Below are 14588 nucleotides of genomic sequence, written 5' to 3'. Positions count from 1 at the left end.
AAATAGCGGAATGAGCACGAGCGAAAAGGAGGGCGCGGGGTTTGATATTGCCGCGCGTCACGGAGAGAAGGCCCGCGCGGGCGTGATCCACACGCCGCATGGCGACATTCACACCCCTGCGTTTATCCCGGTCGGCACGAAGGCGACCGTTAAGTCAGTTCTTCCTGAGTCAATGGCACAGCTGGGCGCGCAGGCGATCCTCGCGAATGCCTACCACCTGTATCTCCAGCCGGGCCACGACCTCATTGATGAGGCAGGTGGGTTCGGCGCATTCATGAACTGGGATGGCCCCACGTACACCGACTCGGGCGGCTTCCAGGTCATGAGCCTCGGTGCCGGTTTTCAAAAGGTGCTCTCCGAATCCTTCGCGGGCAGTGACCGCGCGAGCACGCCCGACGGCACGGACCACGCAACCAAGATCGGCAAGGAGCGCCTCGCCCACGTGGACGACGATGGCGTGAATTTCCGCAGCTTCATCGATGGCTCCGAACACCGGTTCACCCCCGAGTTCTCGATGCAGATCCAGCATTCACTCGGCGCGGACATCATGTTTGCATTTGATGAGCTCACGACCCTCATGAACTCTCGCGGCTATCAGGAGAAGGCGCTTGAGCGCACGAGGCTCTGGGCTGAGCGGTGCATCGCCGAGCACAAGCGGCTTACCGAAGAGCGCGAGGGCAAGCCCTACCAGATGCTGTGGGGCGTCATTCAGGGCGCGCAGTACGAGGATCTTCGACGCAAAGCCGCGCGCGACCTCGGCGCAATGACCGTCGATGAATGGCAGTTCGACGGTTTCGGCATCGGTGGTGCACTCGAGAAAGAGAACCTCTCCACGATCGTCGGCTGGGTCACCGATGAACTCCCCGAGGAGAAGCCCCGCCACCTCCTTGGCCTTTCGGAGATGGACGACCTCTTCGCGGGCATTGCCGCGGGCGCCGACACGTTCGACTGCGTCTCTCCCTCGCGCGTCGCGCGCAACAGCGCCGTGTACACCGCTCGAGGGCGGGTGAACCTCACGGGCGCGAAGTACCGCACTCAATTCGCGCCGATCGACGACAACTGCGATTGCTATACGTGCACCCACTACACGGCCGCCTACATTCACCACCTGTTCAAGGCGAAGGAGATGCTGTCCTCGACCCTGTGCACGATCCACAACGAGCGCTTTGTTGTGCGTCTCGTTGAGGAGATTCGCGCAGCTATTCTCAGCGGCGATTTTGAGGCGCTTCGCGAGGAGCGCACGGGCGCCTACTACGGCGAGTACCGCTAGGCCGTACCCGGCTTCGATAGTGTTGAGGCGTGAGTGTGAGCGATCTTCAAACCTTCGGCGGGCATAGCGCGAACGAGCGCGCCGAGGCTTACGAGCGGCTTCGCCGCATGTCCACGTGGCGGCTCCTATCCGCCACGAAAGCGCCCGCGACCCTCGCGATTTTGCAGACGGTTTTCCCCGCGGGCGACCGTCGGCTCGACCGCTCCGAGCTCGTGGCCCGCGTGGCGAGCCACCTCGACCTCCTGCGCGGCGACGAGGATCTTCAGCGCGGCGCTTCGGAGTACGTCGACTCGTGGGTGCGCGAAGGCTATCTCACGCGACGCGACGACCCCACGACGGTCGAAACGACCTTCGAATTGTCGGTGTCCACCGTGGAAGCGATCAGCTTCATTTCGAGCCTCGAGGAGCATCGACCTACGACGACGGAATCCCGCCTCACGCTCGTCATGCAGCAGTTTGAGCGGCTTGCCGAGGACACCGAGGGCGATCGAGATGTGCGCCTTCGCGGCCTGCAGCTTCGCCGCGCGCAGATCGAAAGAGAGATCCAGGCGCTGAGCGAAGGCGAACTCATGCTCCCGCCGGCCGAGCATTCCGCGGAGCGCCTTCGCGATATCCTCCAGGTCGCCGACGAACTGAGCGGAGACTTCCTTCAGTACCGCGAGGACCTTCGCGCCGTTGACCTGCATCTTCGTGAGCAGATCCTTTCGCCCGAAGGCTCGCGCGGCGAAATCCTCGAGCAGCTCCTCGCGGGCGATGACCTCCTCGGTCAATCCAAGGTGGGCAAGACCTTCACGGCGTTCTTCAGGATGCTCAACGACCCCAAACAAAACGAGCGAGCCCAGGACCTCGTGGATCGCCTCCTTTCGCGCGACTTTACGCGCACTCTTACGCGCCGCGAACGCGACCGCCTCGCGAACGTCTTCAGCGACCTGTACGAGCCCGCGCAAGAGGTCCTCGACGTCAAGACCGAGCTGTATCGCTCACTTGCGCGTTTTGTGCGCAGCCAGGACTTCCGCCAGCACCGCGTCCTTCTCGACCTTCTTCAAGAGGCACAGGGCATCGCACTCGCACAAAAAGACAGTGTGAGCCACCGCAAGACCGAAGAGGTCGATCTGGGGCTTTCGCGCGCGCAGATGAGCTCTGTCGCTCAGCACCTTCTTAAGGATCCGAGCGATCCCGGCGTGCCGCCAGAGGCCGAGGTCCACGATGCCTCGCGTCTCAGCGTCGAGGTTCTGGATGAGCTTGTCCGCACGAACGACATTGACCTCGTGGGGCTCACATCGTCCGTGAACGAGGTCGTTCACGCGAAAGGTCAGGCGAGCATCGGGCAGGTCGTTCGCGAACAGGGAGCACCTCAGGGGCTTGCGAGCGTCATCGGCCTCATGTTTCTCGCAACGGCACACGCGAACGCTCGCGAGGGGGACACGGAGATCGTGCGCTGGCGCGAAGATTCCCTTGAGGCAGGTGGCACGGACTACGCAGCGCGCGTGCCCGCGTTCTTCTTCCTCAGCGAGGTACCGGAGCCATAGTGGGCTCGACTGGAGGCGCGGCGCCTCGTTGCCGCGCTCCCGCGACGGCGATACCCGCGAGCGGCATCACGAGGAATCGCACCGAATCGATCACGAATGGCACGAAAATCAACAGCAGGTTGAACCGGGGAAGTTGGTCGCGAAGCGACTCAGGATCCGGTGAAAAAGCGACAACCACCGGGGCGAGGACCAGGGCCCAGATTGCCGCGCTCACGAGTGCGCCTGCGAGAAAAAGGAGCGCCGCGATCGCCCCGAATCGGGCCGCTCCCTTTGAGGGGCAGCGTTTAAGGGCGCGAACGATGGCGGGGGTGGCCGCGAAGACGAGCACATTCGCCGTCAGCGCCGCCACGACGCACACGAGGACCGAGCGGAAAACGGTATACGTGAGGGTGTTCACGCCTCGGAAGGCCGGCATCGTGTTCGGCGGGTCCTCGATGAAGATGGGAAACGCCAAGAGGGCGAGTGCCACGCCGGGCGCGAGAACGAGAAGGGCGGCCGCGATAGACGTCATCAGAACCCACACGCGAGCGGGAGCGCGATGAGTGTCGCCTGTATACGCGTGAACCGGAGCGATCACGGCGCCTCCTCGAGCGCGGAGGGTTTGACGAGGTACACCCGAATGCTCGCGAAGAAGAGATACACGAACCTGGCGATGTCGAGAAGTGGGGGGATTACGAAAACGGCGACCACGAAAGGCAACGCGACGCTTCGCGCAGCCTCGCTTTTTGACGTGACCGCATCGACCACACTCATCACCGCGACGTCGAGAACGACGAGCGCGATGAAGCTGAGGACCACGATAATAGGGCCCAACACGAAGTATATGAGCGAGTGAATGTTCTTTTGGCGAACTTGACGTGTGCACCGCTTGAGAGCGGTGAGGGCAAAGGGGAACGAGAAAAGAGCGAGAAGGTTCGCACCAACTATCCCGATGATGAGGAGAAAGGCGACCGATTTTAAGTATTCCACGAGATAATCGAACTGCTGCGCGTAGATGGCCACACTTCCGGCGCTCTTGGGTAAGGGCGAGGCGGGATCGTCGAGCGAAAAGCTGACAAGAACAATCGGCAGCAGGGGGATTATCGCCAGTGCGAGACCGCTGAACAGTATCCATAGCGCAGTGGGGCGTCGGTGTGAGGGGGGTGCAGGCACCGTCACGCTACCTCCCTGGGATCATTGAAGGTGACGTACACAACCTTACGGCACGCGCGCGGGGTGGGGGAGGCAGACGGTTACCGCGCTAAAGCAGAGCCGGTGGGGTCAGAGCGTGGATCAGCGGAGTAAACGATGACCCCCGCAAACGACAGGACGGCGAATCGCACAAGATCGATGGCGAGCGGGACAGCGAATGTTCCAAAGACGAGCAAAGCTCTGAGCCCTTCCCACTCGGCCCTCACCGCGCCTGTGGCGGGATTGCTGGAGACCTCGGTCGGGAGGGTCAAGGAGAGGGCGACCATGGCGGCTGCGCTCAGAACGGCGAGGAGCGGCCCGAGGACGAAGACGATAATCGCCGTGAGAGCAAAACCGATGCGCCCCGCACCCTCGCACCGCGTCAGTGCCACGATCGCAAACGGGACCGCAGTAAGCCCGGCGAAGTTCCCTGCGCCGAAGAACACACCGAACACGAAGAGAAACGCGGCGGCGCGCGAGAGGAGTTCGTCGAGCCCCGCCAGTGGACTGCTGTCCCCAGGAGACGAGGGGGCGACAGGCACGAGCCACATCGCGCCAGGGGCGAGGAGCGGCCCCAAAACGACACAGACGAGCGCGATCGTCGCAAGAATGACCCAGATCCTCGCGGGGCTGCGATGGTTGTCGGCTATAAGCGAGGGCAGGGACACGGCGGCTCCTTCGAGTGAGGTGAGCGGACGTAGTCAACCTATGAACTCAAACGCAGGCCAGATAGAGGCGGGTGAAAATTGTGGATAACTCTTGTGCGGCCGGTAGGCTTGAGGGCGTGGAAAACGAGAAGGGTCCGCGCATGCGTGAACACGAGGAAACCGCCACCGACGGTCGCACTGCTCCGGCGGCAACGCCGAGCACTGACCGCGACGAATGGGCGCTCGCAAGCGACGACGAAGACCTCACCTACGCCGGCTCCACAGGGGGAGCGCTCGTCGAGGACTCCCGCCGCGTTCTCGTTGCCCTGCTTCAAGGGCCCTACCTGGACGGTCGACGCGACCCCCAGCGCTACGGCCAGCTCCTTCGCGATCGCGCCTACATCGAGCAGCGCCTCGCCGACATGTTCCTGGAACTTGTTCTCGACGACGACGCGCAGGTCGCATTCGTGCGCCAGAGCGAGGACGACCCCGATGCCCCGAAGCTTCTGCGTCGACTCACGGGCCTCAACCGACTCGACTCCGTCCTCCTCCTCGTGCTGCGTCAGCACCTCCTTACGCAGTCCTCGCGCGGCCAGCGCGCCGTTGTGAGCGAGGCGGAACTCATCGCCAACATCGCCCCGTATCGGCGCACGACCTCGACCGATGAAGCCGGCTTCACGAAGGACATCCGGGCCTCAATCGCAAAAATTCAGCGCGCGGGCCTCCTCGAGGAACAGGGTGACTCGTTCGAGGTTTCCCCCGTTCTCAAACTTATGATCAACCCCGATACGGCGCGCACCTTTATCGACCTCTACGAGCGCGCGGGCGACGACATCACGGGCGCAGCCAATGCGCTCGACAACCCCGGAGCCACGAACGAAGGGCAGGCGAAGTGAGCAACGCGACCGGCGAAGTGCCCCTCAGCGACGTGCACAACACCCTCGACGGCTTGGGCGAAGCAGGCGTCGGAACCGCCCCCGAAAACCCCCGCCGCGAGCCGAGCGACCCCGAGCACCCGCACCCGGGCCAATGGCGCCTCAACCACGTGCAGCTGAGCAACTGGGGAACCTTCCACGGCACCCACGACCTCGAGATTAGTTCGAAGGGCTACTTCCTCACGGGTGGTCCCGGCACCGGCAAGTCCACGTTGCTCGACGCGATCAGCGCGCTCTTGACACCACCTCGTGCGCTCCACTTCAACGCCGCGGCCTCCGACGCCGGGCCGCGCAGCACGAAGTACCGCCGCACCGTCGCGAGCTACGTACGCGGTGCGTGGGCGATGCACTACGACCCCGCAACCGGTGAATTCAGCCAGGAAGTTCTGCGGGAGAACTCGACACTCAGCGTCGTGAGCCTTCGCTTCGGCAATGGACTAGGTGAAACCCTCCAGCTCACACGCATGTTCTTGCTTCAATCCGGGCACAGCGCGGATTCGGACGTCAAGAGTCTTTACGTCATCTCCTCGAAACCCTACGACGTGAGCGAACTGCGCCCGTTCGTGGGCACGAGCATCGAGGGGCGCGAACTCGAAAAAACCCTCGAGGGCACCGAAACCTTCCGTCAGTTCCGCGAGTACCGCGCGCGCTTCAGCCAGATCCTTGGGATCCCCGACGAAAAAGCGCTCGGCTTGCTTCACAAAATCCAATCCGCGAAGGAGCTCGGCGACGTCAACGCGCTCCTTCGCGACTACATGCTCGACGAACCCCGCACGTTCGACCTCGCCGATCAGGCACTCGCAAACTTCCAGAACCTCTCCGAGGTGTACGACGCGCTCGTGACCGCGCGCGAACAACGCGACGTTCTCACGGGCCTCAAAAATGCCGACCAGGTATGGCGGGAGGCTCGCTCTCGCGGAAGTGAACTCGTCGACCGCCGAAACGACATCGATGTGTTCGCTGCCAGCCACCTTGTGCGGCTCCTCGCCGACGAAAAAGACCGGCTGACGCGCGACCAGGACCGCCTCCGTGCGCACCGCAACCGCCTCTCGCAGGACATTTCCGACGCCCGCGGCGACCTTGCTCAACTCAAAGAGCAGCGCAAGAGTGCCGGTGGCGGTGAGATCGATGACTGGAAAAAGCAGATCGCGGGCCTCGAGGTTGAGCGCGACCGCCGCCGCGAACGCGCGACCGAATTCTCGGGACAGCTCGCGCTCGCGGGCCTGCACACTCCCTCGAACGAAGAAACCTTCACGCAAACCCAGCGCGAGGTGGCGAAGCTGCGCGCCGCACTCGAGGAGGACGAAAAGAACGAAGCGCAAACCCAGTGGGAAGCCGAGGCCAAGGTCCGCGAGCACGCGCACGCTCTCGAAACGACCCGCCAGGAACTCGCCTCTCTCACGACGCGCGCCTCGAACCTCCACTCCGATGACGTCGCGCTTCGCGATCTCCTCGCTGAGCGTACGGGCGTCGCGCCAACCGACCTTCCGTTCGCCGCCGAGCTGCTGCAAGTGCGTGCGGGAGAGGAAGAATGGACGGCCGCCGCCGAGCAGGCGCTGCGCGGCCTCGCCCGCTCGATCCTCGTGCCCGAACGGGCCTACCGCGCTTTCGCGCGCGAGATCGACGGTATGAAACTGCGCCGGCGCGTGTCCTATAACCGCATCAACACGAACGTCAAAACCGCCCCCAAGAAACTCGATGCGCGCGCGCTCGGGGCGAAGATTGAGATCCGCGAAGGCGAGTTCCACGAGTGGCTCTCGAACGAAGTTGCCTCGCGCATGGACTACCTGTGTGCCGAAAACCTCGAGGAGTTCACCAAGCATCCTCGAGCGGTATTGCGCTCCGGCCAGATCAAGCACTCCGCGACACGTCACGAGAAGAACGCCGAGCGGCAGATCAACGACCGCTCCAACTGGGTGCTCGGCTTCGATAACCGCGCGAAGCGCGCCGTATTCGAAGCGGAGCGTACACGCGCTGAACAGGCTCTGTTCGAGGCGCAGGCCCGGCGCCGCGATCTCGAAAAGGAAGCCCAGACCCGCCGCGAAAAGCTCTTCGCGCTTCAGGCAATCCAGGCCGTGACGTGGGACGACGTGGATGCCGCGAGTGTCGCTCGCCGCATTGCCAACCTCGAGGACATGGTGCGTGCAGCCGAGGACGGCTCCAGTGCCCTTACAGAAATTGCGCGGCAGATCGATCAGGTCGAAATGTCGATCAGCGAAGGCGATGAGGAGCTTCTCGAGATCGTGGGCCAGCTTGGTCGCGTCAACGAGCAGCTCGATCAGATCAGCGAACGCCACCTCCAGGCCGAAGCCCAGCTCGAAGAGCGCACGCTCTCACCGGAAACGACGGCCGACCTCGAGGAGCGCTTTCGCGCAATCGCACCCACACTGCTCATCTCCAACATCGACCAGGTGACGCGCGATGCCTCCGCGACGCTCGACGCGGAACTGATGGCGCTCACGAAGAAAACCGCACGCGCTGAAGAAGATATGCGCACGGCCATGCGCGAATTCACGCGGCGCTGGCCCGCGGGCGGTGCCGATGTCGACACCTCGCTCGAAGCCGCCCCCGAGTACCTCGCGATCCTTCGCGGGATCGAAGAGGAAAAGCTTCCCGAAGTCGAGGACCGCTTCTTCGAATTCTTCACCTCGAACACCCTCGGTGACGTGCAGGCTCTCGCGACAGCGATCGCGCGCGAGCCCGCCCAAATCCGCAAGCGCCTCGCGAAAATCAACGAGCTGCTCGCGCAGGTTGAGTTCCATGAAGGGCGCTATCTCCAGCTGTCGATGCGACCCGTGCACCTCGCTGCGCTCGACGAGTTCAAGCGCGCGCTCAACGAGGCAACGAGCTCAAGCCTCGAAAACGACCTCACGCTCGACCGAGACAAAGCGGAAGAACGCTTCCTCGCGCTCCAAAACCTCATGGACATCATCACGAAGGCCCGCACGCGCGAAGACCTCGCCTCCCGTGCGATCCTCGACGTCCGCCGCCACGTCCACTTCCACGCCGAAGAGGTCAACGAGGCCGGCGAAGTTGTGCACGCGCACGAATCGGGCGGCCCCCTCTCGGGTGGCCAGAACGAGCGCCTGACGACGTTCTGCCTCGCTGCGGCTTTGCGCTACCAGCTCGCCGGGACCGGCGTGGATGTGCCCAGGTATGCGCCCATCATTATCGACGAGGCGTTCAGCAAGGGTGCGGGCAAGTTCATTACCGCCGCGATGGAATCCTTCCGTCACTTCGGTTTCCAGGTGGTCCTCGCGAATCCTGGAAAGAATCCGCAGGCGCTCGCGCCGTTCATCGGTGGCGTAGGCGTCGTCTCGATCCGCGAGGATCGCTATTCCTCCGTGAGCCCGATCGATTTCATTCCGGCTGCGTAGCGCTTGCGGTGAGCTCCTCGAGGGCACCGAGGGGGATCGCGAGCCACTCCGGTCGGTTTTGCGATTCGTACACGGCCTCGTAGGCGGCCTTGTCGAGCTCGAACACACGCAAGAGAACGCGCAGATCCTCCGGGTCGCCCTCGCCCCCGCGCGCGGAACGCTCGGCGAGATACGCCTCGAGGAAGGCCTCCCGCGCCTCGCGTGCCCACGCGCGTGCATCGATGCCCTCATTCAGTTCAACGTAGGCCGCTGCGTAGTCGATGCTGCGCAGGATCCCCGCGACGTCCCGGCAGGGAGAATCGACCTTCACGCGCTCCGCCATGGGTCGCAGCGGCTCGCCCTCGAAGTCGAGAAACACCCAGCCCTCGCTCGGTGAATTGAGAACTTGCCCGAGATGGAGATCGCCGTGGATTCGTTGGAACGGCGGCCACGAGATCCTCAAGGCCCGCGTGTAGAGAGCGTTTGCGGCGTCGGCGAACTCCTCGAGTGCCGGGAGCGTCTCGGCGTGGTGTGCGAAACGACGCTTCATCGACTCGAGGGTGAGCGCGAGCGTATTGGTGCTCACGCGATCGGTGGGCAGGGCGCGCGCGAGATCCGTGTGGATCTGTGCGAGGGCGGTGCCGAGGCCCGACGCCTGCTCGGAAAAATCGATGCCCTGGGCGGCAGCGATGAGGGCCTCGCGCCAGGCATCTTGCACATTCGGCAGGAACCGGTTGAGCAAGGCGACGTCGGAGCTGCCCAGAGCGTCGGCACCGCGCACGTACCCGAAGAATTGCGGGATCTGCGTATTGCCCTCGGATTGGAGCGCCTCTTGAAGTTCGGCGTCGGGGTTCGTGCCTTCATCGAGGTGGCGGAACAGCTTGAGGATGTACTCGCGGCCGCTTTCGGTATGAATGATGAGGGACGTGTTCGACTGCTCGCCCACGAGCCTCTCGGTTGCCGTGATCGCCTTGAGGTCATCCTGTACGCGCTGCGCGGTTTCAGCGATCAGCATCGGTTCGAGCGAGAGTCCCTCGCCTGAAGCCCCCTCGAAAAGGGCGCGCGCGAGAAGCGCGCGAGCACGATCAATCCCGGTGGCGTCATACACGTTGTGCTGCCCCACGGGAGTGTCGACCTGCGTGATGAGACTGTCGAGCTCACCATCGTCGACCCGACCGTCCTTGTTCCAGGCCACGGGCAAAGCGAAGCGCACGCCATCACCTGCCCCGAGCGCGACAAACGACACCACGAGGTGATCGTCCTCCGCAAGGCGAGTCCAGCCGGCAATCTGAAGCTCGGGAGCGGTGCCGTGCACACCGCCGTACCAGCGCTGTCCCATGATGAAACGCGAGGCATCCTCGAGGAACTTTTCGCGGCGAAAGTGATCGGAAAACACGATGCTGAGCATGGGACTCCCTACGCTGGGATACTTGGGCCCTCTTAGACTAACGCCGCTGGTAGTGTGGCGGGTGAATTCGAGGCATTCGTGGGAAGGAGAATCGTGCGAAAGGAGTCGATTCTCCGCCGCACCCTGGCGCGCGCCGCAACGTGCGCGCTCGTGCTTGCGGCAACCGTCGGACCAGCCCTTGCTCCCGCGCCCCACGCCCCTGGCGCTGCGTCCCTCATTCCCGCGGCGCACGCAGTCGGTGAAGACGGCCCCTTCACGCTCCCCGCGGATCCGTCCGCGCTCAAGCACACCGCAACCCTCGGCAATCCCGGTGACTTTGACCTATTTCTCATGGTGTCCGCGGAGGATCTCGAGACACTCGACACGGACTCGATGAAGCTGCTTTCGAGTACCGAATCCGAGGACGCGAAGCCCACGAACGGCGGCAAGAAACTCTCCCTCAAAGGGGTGGGAGAGTGGAAGATTTCGGACACACGCGTGAGGTTCACTCCCGAAAATCCCAAGGCGGGAGGGTCGCACAGCGTGAAGTTCTCGGTACGTTCGAAGGCCGGCTACGAATCCGCACCCGTCACCCTGACCGTGACCTATCCCGGTATTCCGAGCGTGAGCGCACGCGCCGCGGAAGGCGAAAAAGTTACGATCCCCCTAGCTATCGACGGCACGGGTGTGGACCCCGCCACGCTTGCCTTCACGCTCGAGGGGCTCCCCGCGGGCAGCACGCTCGTCGAAGACGGCACGCGTCTCATTGTCCCCGATGAAGGAACGTGGGTCCTCGCAACCGACGGCCACCCGAGTGTCACCTTTACTCCTCGACGCGAAAGACTCGGAGCCCAACCACGACCCGTGACGCTTGAAGGGCGCGACCAGAAAACGCACCCCGCCGCGAGGGGCACGGTGACGGTGAATACTCCTTCGATCAGGGACATCACGCGCGCTGCAGCCTATGGCCAACCGGTCGTTTTCGAACTCGCGAGCGCCACGTCACACGTGGATCCTTCGACGCTTAAATTAGCCCCCTTCGGCGGTGAAACCTCCTACTACACCTCCGACGACGGCCTTTCGGTGACCGTTGCCGACCAAGGCACGTGGGTTCTGGATCGAGCAGCACAAACGCTCACCTTCACGCCCTTGAGTGACCGGGTGCGAGACGTGACGCCGATGGGAGTGACGGCAGCGGACAGCGAAGGCAACACCTCCTCGGTTGCCCCCATGAACGTGGGCTACCCCCAAGTGGGTGCACGCTACACGGCCGTGAAGTGGGGGCAGGCCGCAATGTTCACTCCGCTCGACGGTTCCCTCAACGTCCAGCCTTCAACATTCGCCTTCAGCGACCACGAGATGCCCGCGGGAACGAGCCTTTCCGGTGATCGGAAGACCATGCGAGTACCGAGCGAGGGAGTGTGGAAATTCGATGCGAACGCGCGCACCGTGACGTTTACTCCCGACAGCTCCCTACGCGACTCGCCCCATGTCGCCACCTTTACGATCGACAGCGCTCTCGCTTCCAACACGACGAGCGGAACTCTCCACGCGCAATACGCGAGCGCGGTTCCCACGGCACGTGACGACGAAGCCCTCTCCAACAGCCGAGTCAACTCAGTGACCATTGACGTCCTCGGGAACGACACCCCCGCGAGCCCCGGCCAAGGGTTCGATTCCGAGACCCTCGTGCTCCACAGCGCGAGCGCGACCAACATCCAAGAACTCGTCGCAGGCTCAGGGCGCCGCCTTGAAATCCCCGAAGAGGGCGTATTCGAGGTGACGAGCGCGGGCGGCGTGCGCTTTACGCCCGCCGCCACATTCGTGGGTCGAACAACACCCATCGAGTACACGGTCGAGGACGCTTCCGGGCTCCGCACGAGCGCTCACATCGTGGTCGACGTTGAACCTCTCGTCCCCGGGTCCAGCTCCGACCGGCGAGAAGCTGGACTCAGCGCGATTTTTGGGCGCCTCATGCCCTCCTCGAGTGCGACCTTTGCTGTCTTCGCGACGAGCACAGCGCTCCTGATCTTTACGGGAATCGTGTCCCTGTGGGTCGGCGCGCAGATGCGCCACGATCGTAAAAGCGACCGCTAGAACCCCTCAGTCGAGGATCTTGCGGGACTCGACGCCCAGGTGTGCAAGCAGAGGCTCGTGCGCGCGAATCCGCTCGCGGAGCTCTTCCACCTCGATAGACGAGCCCCACGCGTGCTGTGCGATCGCCACGAGACGAGGAAAGAGCATGTACTCGAGGTGGCGAGCAGTCGGTATGTACTGGCCGAATGCCGTTGCCTCGATGCCGAGCACGAGTGCTTCGTGCTCCTTCTTCAGTCGCTTGGGGAGGGGCTCCGCTTTGAGGACGTCCTCGAGGCTCAACTCGGGACGCGCGCCCACGGGCTCGTTCCGGCCCTGCACGCGATCAAGGCCCAGAACCGATTCGGGCGCTGCAACCGTCTGAAAGCCGCGGGAAGCCGCAGACTTGGTGCCCTTCGGATCGCCTCCTGCAAGCACAATCGCGTCGTCGGGAATCCGTACGAGCCTCGACGAATCCCATACCGCGAGGCGCTTGCCCTTATCGCGCAGTACCTCGCCCGCGAACGTCATAAAGCGGCCAAGGATCTCGCTTTCGCGCGAATAACCCCACTCCTCGCGGCGCGTGCGCGCCTCGGCAGAGTGCTCCCACTCCGTCAGTGGGGCATCCTCGCCACCGATGTGTACGAACGGGGAATCAAAAATATCGGCGACTTGCTCGAGCACGTCGCGCACAAACTGGAAGGCCGCTTCCGATGTGCCAAGCACGTGGTTGCTCACGCCCCACGTCTCGCGCACGAGCAGCTGGCGTTCAGGGTAGTTCCCGAGAGACGGGTACGCGGCGATCGCCGCTTGGGCGTGACCTGGAAGATTCACGCCCGGCACGACGGTCACGCCGCGCGAACGCGCGTACTGCACAAGCTCACGCAGTTCCTCCTGCGTGTAGAAACCGCCGTGGCGGTCCTCCGCGAACGTATCCTCACCCTCAAACATCGGGGTTCCCTCGACAGTGCGTTCGCGCCATGCGCCAACTTCGGTGAGCCGCGGGTATCCACTCACCTCGAAGCGCCAGCCCTGATCGTCGGTGAGATTCATATGCAGGATGTTGAATCGGTACACGGCCATCACCGTGATGAGCCGCTTGAGATCCTCAACAGGCAGGAAGTGCCGCGCTGGATCAACGAGCAGGCCGCGCCATGCGAACGCAGGAGAATCGCTCAGGGTGAGCGCGGGGATGCGGTAGGTCGCCTCCGACGGTTGCTCGTGACCCACCGTTGCGGCTGCGGCGAGTTGGGACCGCACTGCCGAAAGGTGGACGATCTGCGCGAACGCATTGCGACCATCGGCGAGTGCCGCCTCGCTACCGGCAGTAATCGATGCGCCGTTCTTGTGGATCGCGATCGAGAAATCGGTGCGCGGCAGGTCCTTATTTACGCCGACCGTGACCTCGCCGAACGGGTCCGATGTTCGCCAGTCCTCAGCTGGAGAATCCCCCCAGCGAACCGACACCGGCTCGGGGATGAGGGGGAGGGGAGCGGTATTGAGCTCAGGTTTCGTGGACATGGCACTCCTGGGGTAGATCGGCGGCCCTGCGTGATGATGCACAAAGATACAGTTCAACCCTGTCACGCGGGGATAGGTGCACGCTGGAAAAGGGATGGCCGATGCCTGCCGGGAGGTGTCGGACAGAAAAACGGGCAGCCCCGAGGGGCTGCCCGCATGAACTGACCGGTGTGGCCTCGATCCTCTTCCCACGACGCAGAGCGTCAGGATCGAACCCCTCTCCCGATCAGCGGTAGGTGACGAAGATGACCTTCGACGTCCAGATATCGCGGTGGACGACCTTCTGGCGCGAACGGCTCGCGTCGACAACCTTGCCGTCGCCTGCGTAGATGCCCACGTGACCGTAGTTGTTCTGCGTGAACACGACGAGATCGCCGGGGCGAGCCTCGCTTTCCGAAATGATCGTGCCGGCGAAGGCCTGCTTGCGTGCCGTGCGAGGAATCGAGATGCCGTGTTCGCGGTACACCGTCGAGGTGAGGCCCGAGCAGTCGAGGCCGGAGGGCGACGAGCCGCCCCACACGTACGGGGTGCCGAGGTATTTCTTGGCGCTTTCGACGATCGCCTCGCCCGAGACATCAGACTGGGCCGACGTCTTCGGAGCGGGAGCAGGAGCCGCGGTGCTTGCGGCGCGCGATGTCGAGATCTCGACCTTACCCGAGTTGAGTTTGTCCCAGGTGCGGGGGCCTACGACGCCGTCGAC

11 protein-coding genes are annotated in these 14588 nt (G+C 63.7%); 5 read left to right on the top strand and 6 right to left on the bottom strand.

The features are described 5' to 3' along the window. The first annotated feature begins 10 nt into the window (after positions 1–10). Positions 11–1270 (top strand): tRNA guanosine(34) transglycosylase Tgt, encoded by a 1260-nt coding sequence (gene tgt, locus HMPREF3157_RS00260; RefSeq protein ID WP_141740562.1) that lies wholly within the window; start codon positions 11–13, stop codon positions 1268–1270. Positions 1271–1305: 35 nt separating this feature from the next. After that, entirely contained in the window at positions 1306–2799 is a 1494-nt protein-coding gene (locus HMPREF3157_RS00255) for a DUF3375 domain-containing protein (RefSeq protein WP_016663313.1), read from the top strand. On the opposite strand, the gene HMPREF3157_RS00250 is transcribed toward HMPREF3157_RS00255, so the two are convergent. From HMPREF3157_RS00250 to HMPREF3157_RS00240, 3 genes are all read right to left on the bottom strand, one after another. Then, positions 2777–3376, bottom strand: a complete 600-nt coding sequence (locus HMPREF3157_RS00250; protein WP_016663312.1) for a hypothetical protein — start codon at positions 3374–3376, stop codon at positions 2777–2779. The two genes, HMPREF3157_RS00255 and HMPREF3157_RS00250, sit on opposite strands and share 23 nt — an antisense overlap. After that, positions 3373–3951 (bottom strand): hypothetical protein, encoded by a 579-nt coding sequence (locus HMPREF3157_RS00245; protein ID WP_141740561.1) that lies wholly within the window; start codon positions 3949–3951, stop codon positions 3373–3375. The genes HMPREF3157_RS00250 and HMPREF3157_RS00245 overlap by 4 nt, the downstream gene beginning before the upstream one ends. A gap of 80 nt (positions 3952–4031) precedes the next feature. Continuing rightward, positions 4032–4637, bottom strand: coding sequence for a hypothetical protein (locus HMPREF3157_RS00240; RefSeq protein WP_016663310.1), 606 nt, complete (start codon positions 4635–4637; stop codon positions 4032–4034). A gap of 116 nt (positions 4638–4753) precedes the next feature. On the opposite strand from HMPREF3157_RS00240, the gene HMPREF3157_RS00235 reads away from it, so the two are divergent. Both HMPREF3157_RS00235 and HMPREF3157_RS00230 read left to right on the top strand, forming a co-directional pair. After that, positions 4754–5512: a DUF4194 domain-containing protein gene (locus tag HMPREF3157_RS00235; RefSeq protein ID WP_232049678.1), complete on the top strand. Its 759-nt coding sequence runs from the start codon at positions 4754–4756 to the stop codon at positions 5510–5512. After that, the gene (locus tag HMPREF3157_RS00230) at positions 5509–8928 is read left to right on the top strand and encodes an ATP-binding protein (RefSeq protein WP_016663308.1); all 3420 of its coding nucleotides are present in this window, start codon (positions 5509–5511) and stop codon (positions 8926–8928) included. The genes HMPREF3157_RS00235 and HMPREF3157_RS00230 overlap by 4 nt, the downstream gene beginning before the upstream one ends. Here HMPREF3157_RS00230 and HMPREF3157_RS00225 read toward each other — a convergent pair. Then, positions 8912–10315, bottom strand: a complete 1404-nt coding sequence (locus HMPREF3157_RS00225; protein ID WP_016663307.1) for a phosphotransferase — start codon at positions 10313–10315, stop codon at positions 8912–8914. The genes HMPREF3157_RS00230 and HMPREF3157_RS00225 overlap by 17 nt on opposite strands. 93 nt (positions 10316–10408) lie before the next feature. Between HMPREF3157_RS00225 and HMPREF3157_RS00220 the strand changes: the two genes are divergently transcribed. Beyond that, complete coding sequence (locus HMPREF3157_RS00220) at positions 10409–12391, top strand: Ig-like domain-containing protein (RefSeq protein ID WP_070435197.1); 1983 nt, start codon at positions 10409–10411, stop codon at positions 12389–12391. Between the two features lie 6 nt (positions 12392–12397). On the opposite strand, the gene HMPREF3157_RS00215 is transcribed toward HMPREF3157_RS00220, so the two are convergent. Together HMPREF3157_RS00215 and HMPREF3157_RS00210 are read right to left on the bottom strand one after the other, a co-directional pair. Next, positions 12398–13888 carry a beta-N-acetylhexosaminidase gene (locus tag HMPREF3157_RS00215; protein WP_016663305.1) on the bottom strand — a complete coding sequence of 497 codons (1491 nt, stop codon included), beginning with the start codon at positions 13886–13888 and terminating at the stop codon, positions 12398–12400. 226 nt (positions 13889–14114) lie between these two features. After that, a partial coding sequence (locus tag HMPREF3157_RS00210; RefSeq protein ID WP_141740560.1) for a C40 family peptidase occupies positions 14115–14588 on the bottom strand: 474 nt, incomplete at its 5' end.

It is taken from the genome of Dermabacter sp. HMSC06F07, assembly GCF_001807345.1.
Classification (GTDB): domain Bacteria; phylum Actinomycetota; class Actinomycetes; order Actinomycetales; family Dermabacteraceae; genus Dermabacter; species Dermabacter hominis.
Note: the sequence above shows the minus strand (reverse complement) of the source record. Positions and strands in the feature narration are given on the sequence as shown.

Bases quoted from the DNA above. Each gene is read 5' to 3' on its own strand.
- tgt (WP_141740562.1), top strand. From the start codon at position 11: ATGAGCACGAGCGAAAAGGAGGGCGCGGGGTTTGATATTGCCGCGCGT.
- HMPREF3157_RS00225 (WP_016663307.1), bottom strand. From the start codon at position 10,315: ATGCTCAGCATCGTGTTTTCCGATCACTTTCGCCGCGAAAAGTTCCTC.
- HMPREF3157_RS00215 (WP_016663305.1), bottom strand. From the start codon at position 13,888: ATGTCCACGAAACCTGAGCTCAATACCGCTCCCCTCCCCCTCATCCCC.